General features: G+C 29.4%; 27 protein-coding genes. 12 read left to right on the forward strand and 15 right to left on the reverse strand.

The window, feature by feature from the left end; all coding sequences use genetic code 11:
- Positions 1-111: 111 nt before the first annotated feature.
- The 12 genes from ACH5BF_RS05265 to trmD form a co-directional block, all read right to left on the reverse strand.
- On the reverse strand, positions 112-834 hold the full coding sequence (locus tag ACH5BF_RS05265) for an ABC transporter ATP-binding protein (RefSeq protein WP_423273158.1): 723 nt from the start codon (positions 832-834) through the stop codon (positions 112-114).
- Positions 834-1,613 (reverse strand): ABC transporter ATP-binding protein, encoded by a 780-nt coding sequence (locus ACH5BF_RS05270; protein ID WP_423273159.1) that lies wholly within the window; start codon positions 1,611-1,613, stop codon positions 834-836. Before ACH5BF_RS05270 ends, ACH5BF_RS05265 begins: the two co-directional genes overlap by 1 nt.
- Entirely contained in the window at positions 1,613-2,575 is a 963-nt protein-coding gene (locus ACH5BF_RS05275; RefSeq protein WP_423273160.1) for a branched-chain amino acid ABC transporter permease, read from the reverse strand. Before ACH5BF_RS05275 ends, ACH5BF_RS05270 begins: the two co-directional genes overlap by 1 nt.
- Positions 2,575-3,477: a branched-chain amino acid ABC transporter permease gene (locus ACH5BF_RS05280; protein WP_423273161.1), complete on the reverse strand. Its 903-nt coding sequence runs from the start codon at positions 3,475-3,477 to the stop codon at positions 2,575-2,577. The genes ACH5BF_RS05275 and ACH5BF_RS05280 overlap by 1 nt, the downstream gene beginning before the upstream one ends.
- Before the next feature lie 14 nt (positions 3,478-3,491).
- Positions 3,492-4,613, reverse strand: a complete 1,122-nt coding sequence (locus tag ACH5BF_RS05285; RefSeq protein ID WP_423273162.1) for a branched-chain amino acid ABC transporter substrate-binding protein — start codon at positions 4,611-4,613, stop codon at positions 3,492-3,494.
- Between the two features lie 37 nt (positions 4,614-4,650).
- The gene (locus ACH5BF_RS05290) at positions 4,651-5,310 is read right to left on the reverse strand and encodes a hypothetical protein (RefSeq protein WP_423273163.1); all 660 of its coding nucleotides are present in this window, start codon (positions 5,308-5,310) and stop codon (positions 4,651-4,653) included.
- On the reverse strand, positions 5,303-5,542 hold the full coding sequence (locus ACH5BF_RS05295; RefSeq protein WP_423273164.1) for a hypothetical protein: 240 nt from the start codon (positions 5,540-5,542) through the stop codon (positions 5,303-5,305). Before ACH5BF_RS05295 ends, ACH5BF_RS05290 begins: the two co-directional genes overlap by 8 nt.
- 177 nt (positions 5,543-5,719) lie before the next feature.
- Entirely contained in the window at positions 5,720-6,607 is an 888-nt protein-coding gene (locus ACH5BF_RS05300) for a DMT family transporter (RefSeq protein ID WP_423273224.1), read from the reverse strand.
- 51 nt (positions 6,608-6,658) lie between these two features.
- A complete protein-coding gene (locus tag ACH5BF_RS05305) occupies positions 6,659-7,261 on the reverse strand; it encodes a DedA family protein (protein WP_423273165.1) in 603 nt (200 codons plus the stop codon).
- 7 nt (positions 7,262-7,268) lie between these two features.
- Entirely contained in the window at positions 7,269-7,784 is a 516-nt protein-coding gene (locus ACH5BF_RS05310) for a hypothetical protein (RefSeq protein WP_423273166.1), read from the reverse strand.
- A 31-nt stretch (positions 7,785-7,815) separates the two neighbouring features.
- Positions 7,816-8,172, reverse strand: a complete 357-nt coding sequence (rplS, locus tag ACH5BF_RS05315; RefSeq protein ID WP_423273167.1) for a 50S ribosomal protein L19 — start codon at positions 8,170-8,172, stop codon at positions 7,816-7,818.
- A 46-nt stretch (positions 8,173-8,218) separates the two neighbouring features.
- A complete protein-coding gene (gene trmD, locus ACH5BF_RS05320) occupies positions 8,219-8,917 on the reverse strand; it encodes a tRNA (guanosine(37)-N1)-methyltransferase TrmD (RefSeq protein ID WP_423273168.1) in 699 nt (232 codons plus the stop codon).
- A 98-nt stretch (positions 8,918-9,015) separates the two neighbouring features.
- Here trmD and ACH5BF_RS05325 point away from each other — a divergent pair, with 98 nt between their 5' ends.
- The 5 genes from ACH5BF_RS05325 (at position 9,016) to ACH5BF_RS05345 (ending at position 14,481) form a co-directional block, all read left to right on the forward strand.
- On the forward strand, positions 9,016-9,360 hold the full coding sequence (locus tag ACH5BF_RS05325) for a hypothetical protein (RefSeq protein WP_423273169.1): 345 nt from the start codon (positions 9,016-9,018) through the stop codon (positions 9,358-9,360).
- Between the two features lie 45 nt (positions 9,361-9,405).
- A complete protein-coding gene (gene metE / locus ACH5BF_RS05330; protein WP_423273170.1) occupies positions 9,406-11,685 on the forward strand; it encodes a 5-methyltetrahydropteroyltriglutamate--homocysteine S-methyltransferase in 2,280 nt (759 codons plus the stop codon).
- A gap of 92 nt (positions 11,686-11,777) precedes the next feature.
- A complete protein-coding gene (ilvA, locus tag ACH5BF_RS05335) occupies positions 11,778-12,983 on the forward strand; it encodes a threonine ammonia-lyase (RefSeq protein WP_423273171.1) in 1,206 nt (401 codons plus the stop codon).
- Between the two features lie 102 nt (positions 12,984-13,085).
- Positions 13,086-13,772 carry a F0F1 ATP synthase subunit A gene (locus ACH5BF_RS05340; RefSeq protein WP_423273172.1) on the forward strand — a complete coding sequence of 229 codons (687 nt, stop codon included), beginning with the start codon at positions 13,086-13,088 and terminating at the stop codon, positions 13,770-13,772.
- A gap of 142 nt (positions 13,773-13,914) precedes the next feature.
- Complete coding sequence (locus ACH5BF_RS05345) at positions 13,915-14,481, forward strand: thiamine phosphate synthase (protein WP_423273173.1); 567 nt, start codon at positions 13,915-13,917, stop codon at positions 14,479-14,481.
- Here ACH5BF_RS05345 and ACH5BF_RS05350 read toward each other — a convergent pair.
- On the reverse strand, positions 14,478-17,213 hold the full coding sequence (locus tag ACH5BF_RS05350; protein WP_423273174.1) for a RecB-like helicase: 2,736 nt from the start codon (positions 17,211-17,213) through the stop codon (positions 14,478-14,480). The genes ACH5BF_RS05345 and ACH5BF_RS05350 overlap by 4 nt on opposite strands.
- A gap of 174 nt (positions 17,214-17,387) precedes the next feature.
- Between ACH5BF_RS05350 and ACH5BF_RS05355 the strand changes: the two genes are divergently transcribed.
- The 7 genes from ACH5BF_RS05355 (at position 17,388) to ACH5BF_RS05385 (ending at position 24,873) form a co-directional block, all read left to right on the forward strand.
- Positions 17,388-19,151 carry a GGDEF domain-containing protein gene (locus tag ACH5BF_RS05355; RefSeq protein ID WP_423273175.1) on the forward strand — a complete coding sequence of 588 codons (1,764 nt, stop codon included), beginning with the start codon at positions 17,388-17,390 and terminating at the stop codon, positions 19,149-19,151.
- 50 nt (positions 19,152-19,201) lie between these two features.
- Complete coding sequence (gene argB, locus ACH5BF_RS05360) at positions 19,202-20,107, forward strand: acetylglutamate kinase (protein WP_423273176.1); 906 nt, start codon at positions 19,202-19,204, stop codon at positions 20,105-20,107.
- Positions 20,108-20,116: 9 nt separating this feature from the next.
- Positions 20,117-21,598, forward strand: a complete 1,482-nt coding sequence (gene thrC, locus ACH5BF_RS05365; RefSeq protein ID WP_423273177.1) for a threonine synthase — start codon at positions 20,117-20,119, stop codon at positions 21,596-21,598.
- Between the two features lie 163 nt (positions 21,599-21,761).
- Positions 21,762-22,265 carry a Rieske 2Fe-2S domain-containing protein gene (locus tag ACH5BF_RS05370; protein ID WP_423273178.1) on the forward strand — a complete coding sequence of 168 codons (504 nt, stop codon included), beginning with the start codon at positions 21,762-21,764 and terminating at the stop codon, positions 22,263-22,265.
- Positions 22,266-22,275: 10 nt separating this feature from the next.
- Entirely contained in the window at positions 22,276-23,526 is a 1,251-nt protein-coding gene (locus tag ACH5BF_RS05375; RefSeq protein ID WP_423273179.1) for a cytochrome b, read from the forward strand.
- Positions 23,526-24,410, forward strand: coding sequence for a c-type cytochrome (locus tag ACH5BF_RS05380; RefSeq protein ID WP_423273180.1), 885 nt, complete (start codon positions 23,526-23,528; stop codon positions 24,408-24,410). Before ACH5BF_RS05375 ends, ACH5BF_RS05380 begins: the two co-directional genes overlap by 1 nt.
- A 67-nt stretch (positions 24,411-24,477) precedes the next feature.
- Positions 24,478-24,873: a hypothetical protein gene (locus tag ACH5BF_RS05385; RefSeq protein WP_423273181.1), complete on the forward strand. Its 396-nt coding sequence runs from the start codon at positions 24,478-24,480 to the stop codon at positions 24,871-24,873.
- Positions 24,874-24,924: 51 nt separating this feature from the next.
- Here the strand turns inward: ACH5BF_RS05385 and ACH5BF_RS05390 are convergent, their stop codons facing one another.
- Both ACH5BF_RS05390 and ACH5BF_RS05395 read right to left on the reverse strand, forming a co-directional pair.
- Positions 24,925-25,596, reverse strand: a complete 672-nt coding sequence (locus tag ACH5BF_RS05390) for a 16S rRNA (uracil(1498)-N(3))-methyltransferase (protein WP_423273182.1) — start codon at positions 25,594-25,596, stop codon at positions 24,925-24,927.
- Between the two features lie 2 nt (positions 25,597-25,598).
- Complete coding sequence (locus ACH5BF_RS05395) at positions 25,599-25,994, reverse strand: hypothetical protein (protein ID WP_423273183.1); 396 nt, start codon at positions 25,992-25,994, stop codon at positions 25,599-25,601.
- Between the last annotated feature and the right edge of the window lie 85 nt (positions 25,995-26,079).

The raw sequence follows: 26,079 nt of genomic DNA on the forward strand, positions 1-26,079 counted from the left end.
AAATGAATTTTAAGTAGCTTAGAGCGCACGCTTTTCATTTGTGCTCGTAAGAGGGGAGCAACCGCCAAGTATGCCCCTCTTGCTACTTAATATTTTTCTTCGTTTAACTAATTAATGTTTTTTCCCTAAATACGCTTCTTGAATCGTCTCAGAATTTAATAATTCTTCAGCTGTTCCAGCATGTGTAATTTTCCCTACTTCTAAAACATAAGCTCTATCTGCAAGTTTTAGTGCAGCTTTTGCATTTTGTTCAACTAAAAGAACAGTTACTCCACTTTGAGCAATCTCTTTTACAGCTTTGAAAATTGCTTTAATCAAAATAGGTGCTAAACCTAAACTTGGTTCATCTAAAATTAAAAGTTTTGGTTTAGACATAATTGCTCTACCAATTGCAAGCATTTGTTGCTCACCACCTGATAATGTACCAGCTAACTGTTTTTTTCTCTCTTTTAATCTTGGTAGAATGTCATAAATCCATTCTAAAGTCTCTTTGTCATGATCTTTTAGTGTGTACGCTCCCATCATTAAATTTTCTTCAACTGTTAATGTTCCAAACACTCTTCTACCTTCTGGAGAATGAGACATTCCAAGAGTTACTATATCATGTGCCTGTGTTGAAGTGATATCATTTTTATCAAAAATAATATGACCAGATTTTGCTTTTAAAAGTCCAGATATTGTTCTAAGAGTTGTTGTTTTACCTGCACCATTTGCACCTAAAATTGTAACAACCTCTCCTCTTCTTACTTGTAAAGAAATTCCTTTAATTGCTGCAATTGCTCCATATGATACATGAAGATCTTTTATATCTAATAATATTTCATTATTTACCATTATTCATCCTCCTCGTCATCATCTGAACCAATATATGCTTCAATTACTCTTGGGTCACTTTGAACAAATGAAGGCTCACCTTGTGAAATTTCTTTACCAAAGTTAATTACTGTAATATAGTCAGTTAAACTCATAACCATATCCATATCATGTTCAATCATCATAATTCCAAGACCCATTTCTTTAATCTTTTGAATAATTCCAGTTAACTCAATAGTCTCATTTTCATTTAGACCAGCTGCTGGTTCATCTAAGATTAATAACTCAGGATCTGCTGCAAGTGCTCTTGCCATTTCAACTTTTCTTTGAGCCCCATAAGATAAGTCACCTGTTGGAGTCATAGCAAATGCAGACAAGTTAAAAAACTCCATAAGTTCTTCAACTTTTTCCCAGTGCTTTTTTTCATCAGCTCTGTAAGCACTTGTATGAAAAATTGAGTGATACCATTTTTGTTCACTTTTAGTATGACATCCTGCCATAATATTTTCAGCAACACTCATCTCTTTAAAAAGTCTAATATTTTGGAATGTTCTTAAAACTCCTCTTTGAGCAATTTTATGAGGACTCATTCCTGTAATATTTTCACCTTTATATTTAATAGTTCCTTTTTCAGGAGTATAAATACCAGTTACACAGTTAAATAGCGTTGTTTTACCTGCACCATTTGGACCGATAATTCCGTAAATTTGACCAGGCTTAACTTTGATAGTTAAATCATCAATAGCAACTAAACCATGGAAAAGTTTTGAAACATTTTCAATCTCTAATACATATTTCATTACTTATCTCCTTTGTTAGTTGATACTTTATTTTTAATAAATTTTGGAACGATTCCAAATTTAGCTGGCCACACACCATTTGGTCTTAAAATCATTGTAAGAACCATAGCTGCACCAAAGATTAAGTATCTTGATTCTTCAAATTCTGTAAATAACTCAGGTAATACGAACATTACAAAAGTTCCTATAATTACACCTGGAAGTGAAGCAGATCCACCAACAAGTACAATAGCAAAGAACATTACTGATTGCATAAAGTTAAATGACTCTGGAGATACAGCTGAATACTGAATAGCAAATACAGCACCTGCCGCACCTGCAATAGCAGCACCTAATGCAAAGGCAAATAGTTTGTAATATGAAATATTAATTCCCATTGATTTAGCAGCAATTTCATCTTTATTGATGTAATATAATGCTCTACCATATGCAGATGTATCTAAGTTTCTAATTACTAATAAAGTTAATAATAATAAACCAAATGCAATATAGTAAATTGCTGTATCAGAGAATAGTTCATATCCAAAAATTCTTACAACATCAATTCCAAAAATACCATTTGGACCACCTGTTAAACCAAATATATCATTTGATAAAACTTGTTCAAAAATGATATTAAATCCAATTGTTGCAACTAGAAGATAATCTCCTCTTAAGTGGATAATTGGACCTGCTAATAAAACTGCAATAATTGCTGGGAAAATAATTGCAAATGGAATAGTTGCAATAATTTCTAATCCAAAGTGTACATTTAAAATAGCTGTTGTATATGCACCAATACCAAAGAAGATGGCATGCCCCATATTAAAAATACCAGCTCGTCCAAGAATAATATCTTGAGAAAAAGCCACAACAGAGAATACTAAAAATGTAATACCAATTGATAACCAAGCAGAATCAACTAAAAATGGGAAAACGGCCATAATAACTACAAAGCCAAATAAAATATTTTTATTATTCATTATACTTTCTCCGCCGTTTTTTCACCAAGAATACCAGTTGGTCTTACAATTAAAATTATAATTAACAGAATAAATGTAAATGTCTCAGCCCATTCAGTTGAGATATATCCTGCAATCATTGCATTAAATAATCCAAGTAATAAACCACCAAGCATTGCTCCAGGAATAGAACCAATTCCACCAATAATTGCTGCAATAAATGCATTTAAACCATAAAGCCATCCCATATCAAATGTTAAACCTCTATAGTAAATACCAATAAATAAACCACCAATTGCACCAAGCATAGAACCAATAATGAAAATAGTCATAATAATTCTATTTACATTGATACCCATTAACTTCGCTGCATCTTGGTCAATTGCAGTTGCTCTAATTGCAGTACCAACTTTTGTTTTATTAATAAAAATATAAAGTCCAATCATTAAAACAGCTGATAATGCTAGAATTACTAATTGAGTAAATGAAATCACTACAGTTCCAAATGTCCAAGATGTGTCAGGGAAAACATTAGACGGGAAAATTTCCATGTTTGGTCCCCAAATTAACATAATTCCATTTTGAATTACTAGTGACGCTCCAAGTGCTGAAACAACTGCACTTAACCTTGGTGCCGTTCTTAAAGGTCTATATGCAAGACGCTCAAGAAGAACACCCACAAACGCTACAACGATAGCTGTTAAACAAAACACTATTACAATGTTTACTAAATTTAATGCATTTGAACCATAAAAAGATGTGAAAATAGTAAGTCCAACATAAGCAGAGAAGGCAACAAGGTCACCGTGTGCGAAGTTGATTAACCTCATCACACCGTAAACCATTGTATAACCTAAAGCTACCAATGCATACAAACTTCCTATAGTTAAACCATTAATTAACTGTTGAAGAAAAATATCCATTTTTTACCTTAAATTTATTGTCCTACTACTTTGTAAGATCCATCTTTTTGAATGTTATAAACCATAAATTTAGCACCAATTCTTTCACCATCTTCTCTAAATGTTACAGGTCCTGTAATACCTGGGTAATCTTTTAAAGTATGTAAGTAATCTGAAATCTTTTTAGTATCAAAAGATTTTGTGTGCTCAACACCATGCATGATAGCTCTTAAACCATCTGCGTTAACAACTGCCCAAATTGAAGGTGGCTTCATTTTATATGTATCTTCATACATAGCTAAATATTTTTTAGCCTCTTTATAAGGTAAGATATCTGGCGTTGGGAAGTTAATTAAAGTTGTTCCTTCAGCTGCTTTTCCAGCAAGTTTTAAGAAGTCAGGGTTATCATTTGAATCACCACCAACGAAATCAGCATTAATTCCTAATTGTGCTTGTTGAGCTCTTAATAATCCACCATCAGTGTAGTAACCTGAGTAGTAAATTACATCTGGATTCATTGCTTTAATTTTTGTTAACATTGCTGTAAAGTTTTGAGTTCCTGATTTGATTTTACCTCTAAATACAACATTTCCACCTAACTTTTTGATAGAAGCTTCAGTAGCATCACCAAGTCCAGTTGAGTATGACGAGTAGTCAGATAAAACAACAATTCTTTCATATTTTTTTGTATTTACCATATATTCAGCAGTAAAATCACTTTGTGCTGAGTTAGGGAATGAGTTTCTAAAGAAAGTCCAATATTTTTTCTTGATTAAATCATCAGATGTTCCATCTGAAGTTTGTAATACTTTGTTTCTGTAGTAAGTAGTTTGAGCTGCTTGAGTAGCACCTGATGTATAAGATCCAATTACTGCAAATACACCTTCATTTACTAATTTTTTAGCACAAACAGCAGCTTTTTGAGCTTTTGCTTCATCATCACAAGTAACAACTTCGATTTGTTTACCTAATAATCCACCTTGTGCATTTTTCTCATTTACAATTAGTTTTACAAATTGATCAATTCCTTGACCTTCATTTGCATACTTTCCAGTAATTGGTGCTTGAACACCAATCTTAACAGTATCAGCAGCTACTAATGAGCTTGCTACAACAGCACTTAGTGCAATAGCACCAGTTAATTTTTTAAAATTCATATATCTCTCCTTTATTGAATTTAATTTTATTTATTTTCTAAACTGTAGGCTCAATTATATAGCAACCTACACACCACTCACCGATGTTTTCGATTTTATTAATATCGCCTCCTTTAAAACTTGATTTCAGGTTTTTATGTGTACCTACAATTTTGTCAAAGGCTTCAATTATCTCTTCAAGCCTTTTTTCACTCTTTTTTCTTGCTGTATTTGAAATATCTAAATAAAATGCAAAAACAGCATAATCTAATGTTGAATCTTCTTTGTTATCTCGTTCAATCATTTTACACATTGTTTCAACATCATTTTTATACTCTTCTTGAACATTTCTAACACCATTTTTAATACTCATAATTACTCTTGAAACAGAATCATTATCACTCTTATGCTCAAATCTTTCATCTAAAGTAAGACAAATAACATCAGGTGTTAAATACTTCTTTTTCATAAAATCTCTAAAAGCGTCTCTTTTAGGAAGTGAACATCTAAGAATATCTGCGATTGTTGCATCAATAAAAATCTCTGGTGGATTTTGAAGTTTTGCTATTTCTTGAGATACATGAATAGTTAAAAACTTTGGTGGAGCATAAGATAAGTATAACTCATCCGCTGTCCAGAAAGAATAGTTTTTTTTCGCAGTTTTTATTCCATTAATTACTGCATCAATTACATCGTTTTGAGAAGGGAAATTATGCATTTTCTTCTCCTATATAGTTTTCGTCAACTTCTTGAATAATTCCACTTTCATATAGAATATCTTCAATTAACCTATTTTTAGAAATATTTAAAGATTGACTTAAAACAACTAAAGCATTATCTAGTCTTTTATCAATTTTAATAGTTAATTGAGATATCTCTTTTTTATTACTATTTAAATGTGTATTAATAACTTTTTGAATTACTGTTCTTTTATTTTTTTGCTTTGCCATTTTCAACTTCTATAAATATTTTTTAGTAATACTTTTTGTACTACTAATTTTTCTTTAGTCATTATTTCATAGCAAAACTTAACTGATTCTTAAATTTTATCTATAAATTATATAGTTTTTAGACAATTGTTACAAAAAAGTTGCAAATGCTATTTTAATGCTATTTATAGAGCTATTTTAGCTATTTTTACTAGTTTTCAATTGTTGAATTACTAGACCAAAAACAATAGTGCTTAAGCCAATAACAGTTGAAATATAAATCTTTTCGCCTACGATAAAATATATAAATATTAAAGATAGAAAAGGTGATATAAAAATCAAATTTGCTATTTTTGATGTAGAAGTTGCATTTTGCATCGCTTTTAACCAAAATAGAAAAGTAATACCCATTTCAAACATACCAACATAACTTGCAGCTAATATTCCATTTAATGAAGGCAGTTGTAAAGGTTGAGTAAAAACAAAATAAACTATGATAATAGGAAGTGAAATCAAGAAGTTACTAAATAAACCAACAATTGGGTCAACTTTAGATTTTGTATTCAAAATCCAATACATAGACCATAATACTGTTGAAAGTAAAGCTAAAAAAACACCATCTAAATTGGAGAAGTTTAAAGAAAATGGTTCACCTTTTGTAGAAATAATAAGAACACCAAAATAACATATAATACCTGCAACAATATCATTTATAGTAAGTTTCTGCTTTAAAAATATCACCGATAAAAAAGCAAGCATTAAAGCCCATGTATAGTTGATAGCTTGTGCTTCTTGAGCAGGAAGCAAATCATATGCTTTAAACAAAACAACATAATATAAAAAAGGATTAATAAGCCCTAATAAAAAAACTGTTTTAAAATTCTCTTTAATATATTGTTTAACTAAAGAAAACTTCTTTTCATACATAATCACAAAGGATAAAACTAAAGTAGAAGATATTGAAGCATAAAGAACTAACTCATAAGGAGTTAAGTACTCTAAAGATACTTTAAAAGCAGTTGCTACTGTAGACCAAAAAAATATTGCTATTAATGCATATTTATATGCCGTTGATTGAGTATTAATGTTAAATCCTTTAAAAAAAGAATTGTAACATAAAAGTTATATGTTTATTTCTTAAACTTTTTGTTTTTTAGTTTTTTTATAATACCAATAAGCAAGTGCTGCTAAAGCAAATAAAATTCCAACTATTATATATCTTAGATACTCTTTCACTAAAGCTTCATTATCACCAATGAAGTATCCAAGTAAAGCTAAAACAACAACCCAAATTGCTGCACCTAAAGTTGTATATATTGAGAAAATAAAAATATTCATTCTAGCAAGTCCAGCAGGGAATGAGATATATTGTCTTACAGCAGGGATTAATCTTCCTGAGAAAGTTGATATATGCCCATGACTTTTGAAAAACTCTTCCATTTTATCAATAGTTTCTTCTTTTATAAAAAAGTATTTTCCATATCTGATTAAAAATACTCTACCAAATTTAATAGCTAAGAAATAGTTTAGAAGTGCTCCAGCAAGAGAACCTAAAATACCAAAGAAAATGGCAAGGAAAAGATTCATCTCTCCTTTATAGGCTAAATAACCTGCTGGAATCATCACAACTTCTGAGGGGAAAGGAAAAAATGAGCTTTCTAGAAACATCATAATAAATATTCCCATGTAACCTAAGCTACCTACTGTATCTACTATAAAGTTTACTATATCTGCTAACATTTGTTTCCTAAATTAGTTTTTTCCATCTTTCAATGGAGTTATTTATAAGTTCAAATATCTGTTCATTTGAAGGTCTTTGTTCATCAAAGTAATCTGATACTATTTTTAAAATATAGAAATCTTTGATTTTCTCTTTACAACTATCTTTAAAAAATGAAGCTTGTTTATCAACTAATAAAGTTTCTAAGTTCTCATCAGTTTCTAAATTCTCTTCAACAGTAGTAATATTTGCAAAGTTAAGTCCGAAAATGAATCTATTTGTACAAAAAAGTGTTCCTAAAGCAATAGAACCATCACTACAAGAAGCAATGCTTAAATCAAAAGCCTTAGAAATTTCGAAGTTTTCAAAAATATAACTTAAAGATTCTGATATTTCGTCTTTACTCACACCTGAAATTATAAGTAAAATATCATCATTAGAGTATATATTTTTTCTAGTATCGTTTAATTCTTTTAAATTAAAAAAATCTACGATTGGTTGGGCTTCTACCTTCGAGGTAGTATGAATTAATATCTTTGACATAGTATTAAACTAAGGGGTTAACCTTAGTTAATTACTTTTTAAGCTCTTTAATTCTTGCAGCTTTACCTTTTAATCCTCTTAAGTAGTGAAGTTTAGCTCTTCTTACTCTACCTCTTCTAATTACTTCAAAAGATTTTAAAGACTCAGAATATAATGGGAAGATTCTTTCAACACCAACAGAGTTAGCACCGATTTTTCTTACTGTAAATGTAGCATCAACACCGTTTCCAGCTCTTGCTATTACAATACCTTCGAAAGTTTGAACTCTTTGTTTTTCACCTTCTTTAATCTCAACACCTAATCTTACTGTATCTCCAGCTCTGAACTGAGGAATCTCTTTGTTTGCAATTTGCGCTGCTTCAAAAGCTGCAATGTATCTGTTTTTCATGTCTTTACCTTTGGTGAAAGTGCCCGCATTTGCAAGTTGCGGGGTATCACTCTTTAATTTTGATTTTTTTATTAGTAACTAAATCTGGTCTAAAATATTTTGTCTTGCAAATAGCCAGATTATATTTTAAGGTGGCAATTTTACTATGATTACCCTTTAAGAATTCTTTAACGACACTTAAATTATTGAAATTTTCTGGTTTTGAAAAAGAAGGAGCTTCAAGCAAATTATTCTCGTAACTCTCCATTACTAAAGAGTCTGCATTTCCTAAAACTCCATCCACATTTCTTGAAATTGCATCAGCCATAACCAAAGATGGTAATTCTCCACCTGTTAATACAAATTCACCTATCGAAAATACTTCATTTGCATATTTCTCAATAACTCTTTCATCAATTCCTTCATATCTTCCACTAACAAATACAATATTCTTTTTATTAGCAAGTCTTTTTGCATCATTCTGATTAAAAGGTTTTGCAGCAGCTAAAGGGAAAATAATATAAGCATCTTCATTTTGCTCTTTTATTTTATCAAGACAATCAAAAAGTGGTTGTGGAGTCATAAGCATACCTGCTCCACCTCCAACCATTTGTTTGTCAACTTTATTATGTTTATTAGTTGTAAAATCTCTTGGATTATAAAACTCATAACTAACAAAGTTTGATTCAACTGCTCTTTTTAAAATAGAGTCTTGGAAGTATGGTTCTACTAAATTTGGGAAAAGTGTTACGAATGTAAATTTCAAACTAGACCTTAAGTTTTTTGGGAATTTTAACTTATTTTAAATTAAGTTTAGTTTTCATTGGCTATACTTCCCTTCTAAATTTTTATGAAAGGATTGTTGTGAAGTCACCAAAAGGTTTTGGAAAAAGCTATTTTACATTTTCAAGTATATTAGCACATAGTGTACAAAACATTATAGAAAGCCAAACGACTATTGCGAAAAAGACTTTACGATATAGCTCATCTAAAAATGTAGACTGCCTGGAGGATGAAGATCCACCAGAACTACTAATCTCTATTGCTGAGATTACTACAAATAGTAAACCTTGTCATTGTGATTGCCACTTTAGAAAGAAAACAAAACTAGCAATCTCTTTATTCAAGTTTATTCCTAGATGTCCATATTATACTACTTATTTCGCATTTAGACGTTCAGGAGTACACCCACCACTACTATTATCTTAAATTCATATCAAAACAAAAAATATAAATATTAAGGATAATAAAGTCATGTCAAAAAATTATGTAATCGGGTTTCCAAGAATTGGAGAACAAAGAGAGTTAAAAAAAGTATTAGAGAGTTTCTGGGCAAAGAATTGTTCATTTGAAGAAGTACAAAAAGTTGCTAGTGATTTAAAGAAAAGACATTGGTCTTATCAAAAAGAAGCTGGAATTGATTTCATTTCATCAAACGATTTTTCATTATATGATAATGTGCTAGATACTTGTGTTTTATTAAATGCTATTCCTAAAAGATTTAAAAATTTAAAAAATGAAGAACAATATTTTGCTATGGCTAGAGGAAACAAAGATACAGTAGCTATGGAAATGACTAAATGGTTTAATACAAACTATCATTATATAGTTCCTGAATTAAGCTTAGAGGATGAGTATGAACTTAATGCTTCTAAAATTATAAATGAATATAAAGAAGCAAAAGAGAATGGAATTAAAACAAAAATAAATTTAATAGGACCACTTACATTCTTAGGTTTATCAAAAAGAGTTGATGGAAAAGATTGTTTTGAGTTATTAAATAGAGTTCTTCCTGTATATATTGAATTATTAAAAGAGTTAAGTAAATTAGATGATGAAGTATTAATTCAAATAGATGAACCAATTTTTGTAAAAGATAATGAAGCAAAAGTTTTAAGTCTGATTAAACCAACATATGATGCACTATGTAAAGTATCTTCTAATATTAAAATTATAGTAGCAACTTATTTTGAACACTCAAATGAAGCAACAAAAGTATTAGTTCATACACCTATATATGCTTTAGCATTAGATTTTTTATATGGAAAAGAGAATTTTGAAGTATTAGATTTAATTGCCCAAAGTAATAAAAAAATAATTGCAGGAATTGTTGATGGAAGAAATATTTGGAAAAATGATATTCAAAATTCATTGGAACTTTTATCACAAATTGCAAAAAAAGTTAATAAAGAGAATTTAATTGTGTCAAGTTCTTGTTCATTATTACATACACCTTTTACATTAAAATATGAAGAGAAATTAGATGCAACTGTTAAATCATGGTTATCATATGCTTGCGAGAAACTAAATGAAATAAATCTTATTTCAAAAATTTTCTTTAATGGTGTAAATGCTTTAAATGATAAAGAGAAAAAAGCTTTTGATGAAAATATAGAAGCCAACCATAATAGAAAGAATTCTCCTCTAATTCATAATATAGATGTTCAAAATAGAGTTAATAACTTTACAAACTTTTCAAGAGATGGAAAATTTGAAGAGAGAATAAAAATACAAAAAGAACTTTTAGGATATGAAGACCTAGCAACAACAACAATTGGTTCTTTCCCTCAAACACCAGAAGTTAGAAAGTCAAGAAGAGATTTCAAAAAAGGCGAAATCTCAAATGAAGCATACGAAAGAAAAATGAAAGAGTATATTGATGAATGTATTGCTTTCCAAGAAGAGTGTGGAATTGAAGTTTTAGTACATGGAGAACCAGAAAGAAATGACATGGTTGAGTACTTTGGAGAACAATTAGATGGATTTGCATTTTCACAAAATGGTTGGGTTCAATCATATGGTAGTAGATGTGTAAAACCTCCTTTTATTTATGGAGATATAAGTAGACCAAAAGCAATGACAGTTGATTGGATAACTTATGCACAAAGCAAAACAAGCAAAATCATGAAAGGAATGTTAACAGGTCCTGTTACTATTTTAAATTGGTCATTTGTAAGAGATGATTTACCAAGAAGCGAAGCATCAAAACAAATAGCAGTAGCTCTTAGTGATGAAATAAATGATTTACAAAATGCAGGAATCAAAATAATTCAAGTTGATGAAGCAGCATTTAAAGAAGGCTATCCTTTAAGAGCAAATAAAATAAAAGAGTACGAATCTTGGGCAGTAAGAGATTTTAAGATTTGTGTATCAAGTGCAAAAAAACAAACACAAATTCATACTCATATGTGTTATAGTGAATTTAATGACATAATTAAAACAATTGAAGATATGGATGCAGATGTTATTTCAATTGAAACTGCAAGAAGTGGAAATGAGCTATTAAAAATATTTAATGATGTTGGATATAAACAAGAAGTAGGTCCTGGAGTTTATGATATTCACAGTCCAAGAGTTCCAAGTGTTGAAGAATTAAAAACACAAATTCAATTACTTTTAGAAGTACTACCAAAAGAGCAATTATGGATAAATCCTGATTGTGGTTTAAAAACAAGAAAATATGAAGAGGTAAAACCAAGCCTTATAAATATGGTTAATGCAGTAAAACAAATAAGAAAGGAGTACGAATATTAAGAGCTTTTGCTCTTGTAAAATAGTTTTTACTTCAATAGAGTAAAAACTATTTTTAGATATTATTCGCAAAAATAAATATGAAAAGTATAAAAATGATTACATTTGATAAAATTAAAGACGCACAAAAAAATTTAGAAGGTGTAGCTCAAATTACACCAATGACAAAAGCCCCAATTTTAAGTGAAACTTTTGGAAGTGAAATTTATTTAAAAAAAGAGAATTTACAACTTACGGGTAGTTTTAAATTAAGAGGTGCATATAATAGAATTGCGAATTTATCACAAGAGAAAAGAGATAAAGGTGTAGTAGCAGCAAGTGCAGGAAATCATGCACAAGGTTTAGCATATGCAGCAAAACAATTTAACTGTCATGCAACTATTTTTATGCCAGAAGCAACTCCTTTAACAAAAGTTTCAGGAGTAATGTCTCATGGTGCAAATGTAGTTCTTACAGGTGAAAATTTTGATGAAGCTTATGAAGCTGCTATGAAATTTAAAGAAGAAAAAAACTGTGAATTTATTCATCCATTTGCAGATGATGATGTTATTGCAGGACAAGGTACAGTTGCTTTAGAGATTTTAGATAAAGTTCCAGATTTAAAACAAATAATAGTTCCAATTGGTGGAGGTGGTTTAATTGCAGGTATTGCAATTGCTGCGAAGGCTATAAATCCGGATATTAAAGTAATTGGTGTTGTTTCAAGTGGTGCTACTGCAATGAAAGAGTCATATAAATCACAAATGCCTCTTGATTCAAAATCCGTTAGAACAATTGCAGATGGAATTGCCGTAAGAGATGTAAACCCTAAACTTTTAAATATCATTATTGATTATGTTGATCATATTGTTGAAGTTAGTGACAATGAAATTGCAAATGCAATTTTATTTTTACTAGAAAAACATAAGCTTGTTGTAGAAGGTGCAGGTGCTGTTGCAACTGCTGCAATTATGCATGACAAAATTGAGATGGATGACACAAAAGTTTGTGCAATTGTTAGTGGAGGAAATATAGATGTTACTATGCTTTCACAAATTATTGAGAAAGGTTTAGTGAAATCAAATAGAAAAATGAATCTTATGGTAACACTTATGGATAAACCTGGTTCATTAACACATTTAACTGAAATTTTTAGAGATTGTTCAGCAAATATTGTACAAATAGATTACGATAGAGACTCGATAAAACTGGACTTTGGTGAAGCTCACATAACAATTGCATTAGAGACAAAAGGTGAAGAACATCAAAAAGAAATTAGAGAAAAATTAAAACAAAATGGTTACAGATTCAAACAAATTTAGTTTAAATTAATATCTAAATTAATATCTAAAGAAAGATTTTAGAAAAAAAACTATACAATGTACGACATAATTTAGTATTGAGTAACAACAAAAAGGAAAAAAATGGAAGGAAGACTGTTTACGTTCTTAGGTAGCATCGGTGGTCACGGTCAAGAATGGATCATCTTATCGCACTTTATCTTAGTTGTAGGAGTAATATTCTTACTTGCTAGAGCTGCAACTAGAAAAATGCAACTTGTTCCAACTGGTACACAAAACATCCTAGAAGCTTATGTTCAAGGTGTAGTATCAATGGGTGCAGATACAATGGGAGAGAAAAATGCTAGAAGATACTTACCTTTAATTGGTTCTTTAGGTATTGTTATTTTCTTAAGTAACATGACTGGTATTATTCCAGGATTTGAATCACCTACTGCTAACATTAACTTTACTTTATCATTAGCACTAATTGTATTTATTTACTACAATTACTTAGGTATTAAAGAAAATGGTTTTGTAAACTATTTTAAACACTTTATGGGTCCTATGCCTATACTTGCTCCGTTAATGTTCCCTATTGAAATAATTTCTCATATTTCTAGAATTATTTCTTTATCATTCAGACTTTTCGGATCAATTAGAGGGGATGATATGTTCTTAATGGTATTATTAATGTTAGTACCATGGATCGTTCCATTAGCTGGTTTCTTTATGTTATTTGCATTTGGTTTCTTACAAGCGTTTATTTTCATGATTTTAACTTATGTATATATTGCAGGTTCAATCATGATTGAGCATGAAGATCACTAGTAATAACTAGAACTAAAAGCACTCAAGGAAGAGGGAAAGGATTTTATCCTTTCCCTTTTTTTATGCCTACTTTTTTTTATTAATATTATTATTAGTATTTAAATATTATACTATTGAAAAATTTCAATTAAAAAAGTACAAAATGAAAACCGACTTGAAAAGGTATCTTATTACCGACCCTAAATACTACTCTAGTAATGTAGAGTTATTTAAAAAAAATCTTCAAAGGATACTTACTAATCATAAGATTGATATGGCTTGTTTTAGAGATAAATCAAGTGAAAACTTTGAAGAGTTAGCCGAGATTTTTGTTGAAACTTGTAAAGAGTTTAATATAGATAAAATCCTTATAAATAAAGATTTTAAACTAGCAAAAAAATTAGGTGCTACTGGTGTTCATTTAACATCTGAACAATTTAAAAAGATTAAAAAAGCAAAAGAGTTAGATCTTTATGTAATCATATCTTGTCATAGACTTTCAGATATTGAAAAAGCTCAAGAATCTTACGCAAATGCAGTAACATACTCTCCAATATTTGACACACCAAATAAGGGTGAAGCAAAAGGAATAAATGCATTAAAGCAAGCTATTAATCTTTATGATGATATGGATATTATTGCTTTAGGTGGAATAGTTTCAAAAGAGCATATAGAACAAATAGAAAAAGCAAAACCTTATGGCTTTGCTTCAATTAGGTATTTCGTTTAAACCTCATCGATTAAACAAGTATCTTCATTTAAATAAATAAGGTATGAATAAACCTTATTTGTTTTAAATATATCACTTATAGCTTTTTTATAGTGCCTAACTTGATTTTTATGTTCAATAGAGTTATCACTTTTAGTAGTTTTATAATCAAAGATAAAATACTCATCACCTTTTTGTAAAAGTAAATCTATAATCTTAACTTCACCTTGATATATTAATGATTGTTCAGCAATAAAAACTGAATCTTCCAAGAAGCCTTGGAATTGTTTATTATCAATTAAATTAGTTATTCTTAATCTAATCTTTTCAAAGTCTTCATTTGTTAAATAATTAGAGTATCTTGATACTGTGATTTTTAAACTATAATCTAAACTTTCATATGTAAACTCATTCATCATTTCTAAACAAAAATGTGTAGCAATACCAAAATACCTAGAGTATAAAATTTCACTACTACTATCTTTCTCTTTAGAGATTTGTTGTTCTTGAATTCCTAAATCCATAGGAGTGTATTCAATTTTCTCAAAAGTATCAAAGTTCTTTGAAACATTTGTACTTACTTCAAGTTGCCCTATTTTTAAAGGAGACATGCCTAAAATATCAAATACTGAAGACTTCTTCTTTTTAAAAATCAACATATTATTTTTAGCTCTAGTTAAAGCAACATACAAAATATTTATTTCATCTTGTAAACTTAAAGATTTCTCTTTTGCAATAGCTCTTGCATAATCCTTATTATAATTTTCATAACCTTTTATTTTATAAAAAATATTGTTTAAATTAACACTGTCATATTCAAATAGAAGTGAACTTTTATCAGCATTTTTTCTTTTTATTCTATCAAGTAAAATAACTGTTTTAAATTCCAGACCTTTTGATTTAAATATAGTTAATATTTGTAATCCAACAGTTTCGCTATTTTGAATAGTTGCATCAAGCTTATCTACTTCATAAACAAACTCAACAATGTTACTAAAGCTTTCACAAACTTCAATAAGCTTTATAATATTTTGATCAATAATCATTAATTTTGAAGCAACATCTCTAATTATTTGGCTTACAGATTTTCTATCAAATTCTATTTGTAAATCAACAACACTAGTAACTTTTTTTCCTATTAGAGCATTTAGATTCTCTTTATAAATCTCTTTATTAAAATATAAATATTTAATAGCATTTATTACAGCTTTTACATTCTCTTGATTTACTAACCTTGATGTCATTTCAGTTGAGATTTTAAGTTTAGGGAATTTCTTTTTTAAATAATAGTATAAACTTAATACATCATCATTTGTATAAGTTAAAATTGCAATATCATTTGAGTTAACACCATTTTTAATCAAGTTTGCAATATTTGAAGCTACATTTTCAAACTTATCATCTTCTTCAAGAGCATCATCCTCAATTACTTCTACATAACCACCTTTTTTTATTGACTGTTGATTATGGTATTCATAATTTGGAACATTTATAAATAAAGAGTTTACAAATTCAACAACATTTTGACTTGACCTATAGTTTGTATTTAGAACTTCTACTTCTAAAAGTTTATTCGTATTTGCAACATGATCAAATAGCTCTTTCTTACCACCTCTAAATCTATAAATAGATTGTTTAACATCACCTACATAGAAAAATGTTTTAAATCTTGTTTCATCACCTGATAGAATTTCATCAATCAAAGGCTTTAAAATATTGTATTGAATTATCGATGTATCTTGAAACTCATCAATTAGGATATGATTAAATTGAGAATCTAATCTAAAGTATAAAAACTCTTTATCAATTTTTGTTGTTAATAAATCATAAACTAAATTTGATATATCATTAAATTCTAAGTAGTTTTTATTTTTATTATAAGTGAGTTTAAAATTTTTGAACATTAAAAATAGTTCAAATAGTTTTGATAGACTATAGTTTGCTCTAAGTTTATAATAAGCCTCAAGCTGTTTTTTTAAATCTGTAAAATAGCTTTCTAAAATATCATTTGAACATTTTTTAAAATAGCTGTAGTCACTCAAACAATCTTTTGTAAGCCATGTTTTATCAAATAAAGAATCAAAGTTTTCAAAATCAACTGCTTTTTTTGCAGAGTTTGATGCTACATCACAATTTAATATTGCTTCTTTGATTTTAAAAGCTTGTTTTAAAACTTCATCTTTTTGTAAAGAGATTAAACTTCCATCGATATTAATAGGTTCTATTTTTTCATTTTTTTCCAAAAGTATTTTAAAAAGTTCAAATATCGAGTTAAACTTTTTCTTTTCATATAAAGAAAAATCAATCAATGTATCAAACTGATTTGCATCAAGTGAAGCTAAAAACTTTATACTTAATGCCTCGATATCATCCTCTTTTATTTCAAAATCATCAGAAACACCAATATATCCACAAAACTCTCTTAATATTTTATTTACAAACTTATCAATTGTAAAAATTGACAAAGAAGCATTTGAAAATGATTTTACTAAATACGCTTTTTTACCTAAAACTTCTTGTTTTGACATTGAAGATTGTTCACAAATTGCATTTAAATAGGCTTCATCATCACCTAAAGTTAATAGAGTTTTATAAATTCTCTCACTCATTTCATTTGCTGCTTTATTTGTAAATGTAAGAGTTAGAATCTCGTTTGCTTTTGCACCTTTTAATAATAAAGTTATATATCTTACTGTTAGTGCAAATGTCTTACCACTTCCTGCACTTGCTTTTAATGCTAAATATTTTTTCATAAACAAATCATACTAAAGTAATTGTTATAAAATACTATATCAATCATCAAAAATTAAAGGTTTTTATTATATTATTGCATTATTATAATTATCTTATTCTAGGAAGCTGCTATAAAAACAAATAGTAAGATTATTTTTCTTGTTACTACTGTTATCTTCTTTATGTTTATACTTATGATTCTAAATTTCACTTATAACTTTAGAGAGTATGGAATCAAAAATATTGACAATAAAGCCTCAATCTTAGCAAAAACTGTTGAGCATGCACTTACCTCTCAAATGCTTGCTGGAGTAATTGATAAAAGAGAGATATTTTTAAAACAACTTGAAGATTTACCACACATTGATAAAATATGGCTAAGTCGTGGACATAAAGTAATTGAAATGTATGGAGAAGGTCTTAATAATGAAGTACCTCAAGATGATATTGATAGAAAAGTATTAAAGACAGGTGAAGAGATAAAAGTAATTGATGAAAAACTTTTCTCAAATAGTACTTATAGAATCACTATTCCTTACAAAGCTACATCTCAAGGAGAAATCAACTGTCTTAATTGTCATACAAATGCAAAAGAAGGTGATACATTAGGAGCTATTACAATAACTATTCCTGTTGATGATTCAAAACAAAAAGGAATAAGTACAGTTTTAAATACTACAGCTATTGCTTTGGTTTTGATTTTTACTATTGCATTTTTAATTAACTATTTAATTTCACCTTTCTTAAAACTTTTTGTATCAATAAAAAAAGTAATGAATAATGCTCATGAAGGAGACTATTCTCAAAGAGTATTAGATATAAATAATAAAGATGCTAAAGAGGTTTCTACTTGGATTAATACTCTACTTGAAAAGCTAGAAACAACATTAAATGATATAGATAAAAATATATCTATTTTCTTATCAAGTAAAACTCAAGAGAATAGTGACCCACTAGTAAATGTACAAAAAACTGTATCAAGACTATCTTCTGTATATAAATTTAGAAAAACTATTGAACATGATGACAACTTACAAACAATATATTCAAGACTTGCAAATGTAATAAAAAACACAATTAATATTGAAGATTTTAATATTCAAGAGGCTGATACAAGAACAGGTGAAACAACAAATGTTTATGTAGGCAATAAAATATATTGTGATGTTAAACAAACTTGTAGAGCTGACAAAACAAATCAAATTGTTGATTCTAGTGTATTTGAAAATATCTGTGTTTCATGTAAAGATAAAAACATAAACTATCTTTGTATTCCCTACTCTATTTCAAATGATTTAGATTTGATAATCTCTATTTATACACAAAGACCTGAAGAGTTAGAAAAAATCAAAAAAAGTATTCCTTACATAAATGATTATGTAGATGCAGCTAAATCAGTTATTATTACAAATAAACTTATGAATATACTTGAAAAAAATGCCAGAACAGATGCCTTAACAGGTCTTTATAATAGAAAACATTTAGAAGACCAATTACCTAAAATTGTATCTCAAAGTAATAGAGCAGATACATCATATGGTGTTTTAATGATAGATATAGATTACTTTAAAAAAGTTAATGATACGTATGGGCATGATGTTGGAGATAAAGCAATTCAAATTGTAGCTCAAACACTAAATGAAAACACAAGAAACTCAGATACTATAGTTAGATATGGAGGAGAAGAGTTTATTGTATTACTTCATAAATGTGATGAAAAAAGCGTATTTGATGTTGCTGAAAAAATTAGAACAGCCTTTATGAAAAAAACTATTCCCGTAACCCCTACTACTACAATAAATAAAACACTTAGTATTGGTGCTTCTATTTTCCCTAAAAATAGTATTGACTTAAAAGAGTGTATTAAATATGCTGATATCGCTTTATATAAAGCTAAAAATAATGGTAGAAATCAAACTGTTATCTTTGAAAAAAGCATGCTAAAAGAAAACAACTAAGATAATTTTTGATATAATATTTGCCTTTAAAAAACATCCTAGGAAATATTATGCAAAAGAAACATCAAAAAGTTCAAACTCTACTTGATGCAATTCCTCATATTAAAAAATTTTATGGGAAAACAATTGTAATTAAATACGGAGGCTCAGCTCAAACAAGCCCTGAATTAAAAGAAAAGTTTGCTGAAGATATAGTACTACTTTCACTTGTAGGTATCAAACCTGTTATTGTACATGGTGGTGGTGCAAGAATTTCAGAGCTACTTGAAAAACTATCTATTAAATCAGAATTTGTTGATGGTCACAGAGTTACTTCTGAAGACACAATGAGAGTTGTTGAAATGGTACTTTCTGGTGAAATAAATAAAAACATAACATCACTTTTAAACCATCATGGAGCAAAAGCAATTGGTATTTCTGGTAAAGACTCATCAATTATCAATGCTACTCCAAAAGAAGATGGTAAATTTGGTTACACAGGTGTAGTAACAAAAGTTAATGGTGAAATGATTAATAATTTAATTAAAGAAGGTTTTATCCCTGTAATTGCTCCAATTGCAGATAGTGCAGAACCTAACCATCCTGGATTTAATATTAATGCTGATGTTGCAGCTTCAAAAATAGCTGCTGCAATTGGTGCGCAAAAAGTTCTTTTCCTAACAGATACAGTTGGTGTTTTAGATAAACAAGGTGAACTTTTAAACTCTCTTGATAAAGAAGATGTAGAAAAATATAAAGCAGATGGAACTATTGGTGGAGGGATGATACCAAAAGTTGATTCATGTATAGATGCTATATATAATGGTGTAAATAAAGCACACATAATTGATGGTAGAGTTGAGCATTCAATATTACTTGAACTATTTACAAGCGATGGAATAGGAACACAATTTTTAAGAAAAGATAATCCTAATAATGGCATAGATATGGAAAAACTATTAAGCGAAGAAGCGTAAGGAAGAAGAATGAAATTTATTGAGACTAGAGGAAATGATGGAGTTAAGGATAAAGAAGTAGAATTTTCATATGCTATTTTAAATCCAAGTGCATCTTTTGGAGGACTTTATGTACCGAAAGAGTTACCAAAACTAGAAGAAAACTTTCTATTAAATCACATCAATGATGGATACAAAGAGCTTGCATATGCAATATTAAAAGCATTTGAGATAGATATTGAAGAGAGTGAAATTCAAAAAGCTTTAGATTTATACGACAAATTTGATGATGCTGCTGATCCTTGTCCTGTAAAAAAAGTAAAAGATGATTTATTTGTACATGAACAATACCATGGACCAACAAGAGCATTTAAAGATATGGCTTTACAGCCATTTGGTTCAATTCTTTCTTCAATTGCTAAAAAAAGAGATGAAAAATACTTAATCTTAGCTGCAACATCAGGAGATACTGGACCTGCTGCACTTAGCACATTTAAAAATAAAGAGAACATTCAAGTTGCTTGTTTATATCCAGATGGTGGAACAAGTGATGTTCAAAGATTACAAATGGTATGCGAAGATGGAGACAACTTAAAAGTTTTAGGTATCAAAGGTAATTTTGATGATGCGCAAACTGCACTTAAAAATCTTCTTGCAAGCCAATCTTTCAAAGATGAGTTACAAAATGATGGAATAAAACTATCAGCTGCTAACTCTGTAAACTTCGGAAGAATTATTTTCCAAATAATTTATCACTTTCACTCTTATTTAGAGTTGTTAAAGCAAGGTGAAGTTGAATATGGTGAAGAGATTTACTTAGTTGTTCCATCTGGAAACTTTGGAAATGTACTTGGTGGATTCTATGCAAAACAAATGGGTGTTCCTATCAAAAAATTACTTGTTGCTTCAAATGAAAACAACATTTTAACTGAATGGATTAACACTGGAATTTATGATATTAGAGATAAAGAATTAAAACTTACAAAATCTCCGGCTATGGATATTTTAAAATCTTCTAATATAGAAAGAGTGATTTTTTCACTTTTTGGAGCAAAAAGAACGAAAGAGTTACTAGATGACTTAAATGAGAAAAAAATCTTTGAAATGAGTAAAGATGAAACAGCTAAGCTTCAAGAGTATTTTAGTGCTGTAAATTCTGATGATAAATATGGTTCAAAAATCATCAAATCTTTCTTAGATGATGGTTACTTAATGGACCCTCATACTGCAACTTGTATTAAAGCATATGAAGAGCTAAGAGAAGAGAAAATTCCTACTGTAATTTACTCTACAGCAGAGTGGACAAAATTCTCTCCAACAGTTTTAAATGCCCTAAAACAAGATGATGTAAAGTACAATGATAAAGAAGCATTAGAGGAAATTTCATCTAAATACAAAGCTGTATTACCTCAATCAATTAAAGACTTATTTACAGCAAAAATCAATCATGATCAAGTGATTGAAAAAGAAGATATTGAAAAAGAAATCGTAAAATTTATTAGAGAATGTTAAAATTCTCTAATAATTAAAATAACTTCCACCTATTCAAAACACCTGAGTATTTTTTTCACAAAAAATAGCATAAACATAACAATTTCTCCCTAGAGTCATATCATTTTAAGTAAGAAAACAATATAATATATGGATTTTAATCTAAAAAAAAAGGAAGCCAAATATGTCTAATGAAACGAATAGACGAGATTTTCTTGGTTACTCATTTGCTGCTGTTGCTGCAGTAGGTGGTGCTGCGTCGCTTGTTGGTATGAAGCAAGTATGGGATCCACTTCCAAGCGTATTAGCAGGTGGTTTTACAAAAGTAGAACTTGGTGAATTAAAAGCCGGAGAACCTGTTACAATTACTTGGAGAGGGAAGCCAATTTTTCTTCTTAAAAAAACTGCTGATATGAAAGATAACGAGAGAGATCTTGTAATCGGAGATAGCAGATATACTGTTGCTATTGGATTATGTACTCACTTAGGTTGTATTCCAGCATGGAAAAAAGATAAATGGAAATGTGCATGTCACGGTGGGGAGTTCAACCCTTCTGCTGAACAAATCTTCGGACCTCCTCCAAGACCACTTGACTTACCTCCATTTAGTGTACAAGGAACTTCAATTACTTTAGGTGAAGAAGGACCAGAATACAAAAAAATCGCTGCTGCGATGGCAACGGCATAAGGAGTAGTTTATGGCAAAATTTGAAAAAGCTAACTCAGTTGGTGAGTGGTTAGATCAAAGACTTAATACTACAGCTTTAAACAAAGTTTTAATGACTGAGTATTGGATTCCAAAAGATATTAACTTCTTATGGGCAATGGGTGTATTACTAGCTACTACTTTTGGTATCTTAGTAATTTCTGGTTTATTCTTAATGATGTACTACAAGCCAGATGTTGCTTTAGCATTTGACTCTGTTAACTACACAATTATGCAAGAAGTTGCATTTGGTTGGTTATTTAGACATATGCACGGTGTTGCTGCTTCTGTAGTATTCTTAATTATCTATATTCACATGTTTACAGGTATCTACTACGGTTCTTATAAGCAAGGTAGAGAAATGATCTGGATTTCTGGTATGTTATTATTCATGACATTCTCAGCTGCTGGATTCTCTGGATATATGTTACCATGGGGACAAATGTCTTACTGGGCTGCAATGGTTATTACTAACTTATTTGGTGGTGTTCCATTCATCGGTGAGCAATTAGTTGTATGGATTAGAGGTGACTTTAACGTTGCTGATGCTACATTAACAAGATTCTTTATGTTACACGTATTCTTATTACCAATCGTTATTATGGGTATTATTGGATTACACTTCTATACATTAAGAATTCCTCACGTTAATAACCAATCTTCTGAAGAGTTTGATTTTGATGAAGAAGCTGAAAAATACTTAGCTGGTAACAAAAGAGAATCTAAAGTTATTCCTTTCTGGCCTGTATTTATTTCTAAAGATTTAGCTGTATTAGGTATTTTCTTAATTTTCTACTTCTACTTAGTATTCTTCCACTATAACTTTGCAATGGACCCAGTTAACTTTGATCCAGCTGATCCAATGGTAACTCCTGCGCATATTTACCCAGAATGGTATTTCTTATGGTCATACGAAGTATTAAGAGGATTCTTCTTTGATGTTGGACCTGTTAAAGCATTTGATATTGGTTTAATTGCGTTTGCATTTGCTAACGTTATTTTCTTAGTATTACCATGGTTAGATAGAGATCCGAAAATCTTACCAGCACACAAAAGACCTAAATTCTTTATTTGGTTCTGGATATTAATGGCTGACTTAATTGTATTAACTGTTTATGGTAAATTACCTCCAACAGGTGTAAATGCATGGGTTGGATTTGTAGTAGCAATGATCTTCATTATTCTATTCCTTGTATTACCATTCATTACTAAATCTGATGCTAAAAAGAGAGGAGATGTATAATGAGAGAATTAAAAATATTAGCAGTAGTTGTAGCTTTAACGCTAGTAACTTACTGGGGAGTTGAGCCATTTGCTCACTCTCAAATGCACCCTCACGTAGAACCAGCTGATTTTAAATTCACTGATGTTCAAGAAGATGTTAAAGATGTTAAAGAGTTAAGTGGTGATGCTACAAATGGTAAAACATTAGTAACTACAAACTGTACAGCTTGTCACGCAATTTCAGCTGAAGGTTTCCCACAAGTTATGGATAACGCAAGTTCTGCTGCTGCTTATGGTGTTGTTCCACCAGATTTAAGTACTGCAGGTAAACTTTACAATGCTGATTACTTAGCTGCGTTTATTAAAAACCCAGCAAAAGCTGCAAAAGTTGAGCACAAATTCCAAGATGGAAGAGTTCACCCAATGCCAGGTTACGGTTGGATGCAACCACAAGAAATTGCTGATATGGTAGCATACTTACAGTCTATTGCTCCAGAGCAAATGACAAACAAAGAAGTATTTACTAATGCTTGTCAAAGATGTCACGGTATTAAATATGCAGATATGTTAAATGGTACAATGGCTGCATTTACACCAGATGCTGATATTAAAAAGTACATGGGTAAATTACCACCAGATTTATCTCAATACATCAGATCTAGAGGTGAAGGTTACTTAACTACATTTGTTAATGATCCACAAAAACACCTTGAAGGTACAGCAATGCCTAGAGTTGGTTTAACACAAGAAGCACAAGAGCAAGTTATTTCATATATGGAAGAAGTTGGTGATTCTAAAAAAGAGTTAAGACAAGAATTAGGACCTAAATTCTTAATTTACCTTGTAATCTTCGCAATCTTTGCATTCTTATGGAAGAAAAAAATGTGGAGAGATGTTCACTAAGAACTCTTAACAATATTAAAGGTTAGGTAACCCCTAACCTTTTTAATAAAAATAAAAAGGAAACCAAATGAAACTAGCAAAATTATTAGTAGCTTGTACATTAGCTTTTGGTGTTGCTAATGCTCAAGATGTTATGCAAAAATCTATGTCAATCATGGAAAAAGGTATGACTCAAATTCAAAAAGGTTTTTTAAACAATAACCTTGAATTAATCAAAGAAGGTGCTGCTTTAGTAAAAGAAGGTAACGCTTTATTCTCTGATAAAAAAGTAATTAAAAACTACTTACCTGAAAACAAAAAACACTTAGTTAATGTTGCTGCTGCAAGTAGTGAAAGAATTAACTTAGACTTAAATGTTTTAGAGTTAAATTTAGATGAAAAAGCATATTTAAATGCTGCAGATGCATACTCTGATATGTTAAATGCATGTTCTAGATGTCACTCAATTGTAAGAAGCTGGTAATAACTAACTTCTTATAAAATAAAAAAGCCAAGTTTTAAAACTTGGCTTTTTTTATATCAGTATTTTTGAGCTTGCACTTATAATTGCAGTTTCACTTCGAAGAATCAATGAAGAATCAAATCCAACTATTTTATCTTTATCAAAAGTAAATCTTTCATCTTGAGAAAAACCACCTTCACAACCTAAAACTAAAGTTTCAATTTCATTCTTTTTTGAATCAATATTAGTCGATGAAAAATCTAAGAAATACACATCTTTATTTTGTTCTACAAAAGTTTCTAAACTACTGCATGTATCAAACTTTATAATTGAAGATCTTCCACACTGACTTGATGAGTTATATAGAATCCTATTTAGCTTTTCAATATTAATTTTAAAATTCTTTTGAGAATACTCACAATAAATAAATGTAATCTTATCTACACCTATTTCATTTAAAGAAGCTATATATTTTTCAACTGTTTTTGGATCAACTAAACACCAACCAATATGTAGTTTTTTATGATTTTCAACAATCTTTTCTTCACCTGATAATAAAGAAAGAGAAGCATCTTTTCTTCCAATATTATCCACTTTATATAAATATATATTATTATCAATTAGATTTCTAAAATATATCTCATCTTCAAGTTTATGTCTTCTAGCTTTTATTAAATATTTATATGTATCATTATTGATTGTAAGATTTGTTTGTCCTGCATCTTCATGATAAGTAAATTGCATTATTAAAATACCTTACTAATAATATAAATAGAAACTAACACCATAATCTCAATAGTATAAATTTTTCTTGCATATTTATAAAACTCTTCTTGAAGTTCTTTATCTGCACTTTTAATTACTCTCATTTTCTTATATCTTTTAATTTCAATAACTAAAAGAAAAATAGAAGTTGGGATCATAATAAAAATTGTAAAGCTCATTGCATGAGCATAAAAAGCAACAATCGCACCTGTATACATTACAATAGCATTAGTTAAATGATATAAAGGAGTCATAAATTTTAATCGTTTTGCTAACTTAATAAAATCCTTCATAGTAATTACTGAATAAAGGTTAAATAACATAATCGCTAAAAAAAAGTAAATTGTATATACATGTGTGTCTATTGCACTTTGCATTAATTCCATATCTGTTTATCTCACTTTTAAAAAATTTCGCTATTATATCTAACTTGTCATAAGTTTTTTATTTTAAATATCAAAA

The sequence above is a fragment of the Arcobacter pernae genome, from assembly GCF_049472135.1.
Classification (GTDB): Bacteria; Campylobacterota; Campylobacteria; order Campylobacterales; family Arcobacteraceae; genus Arcobacter_B.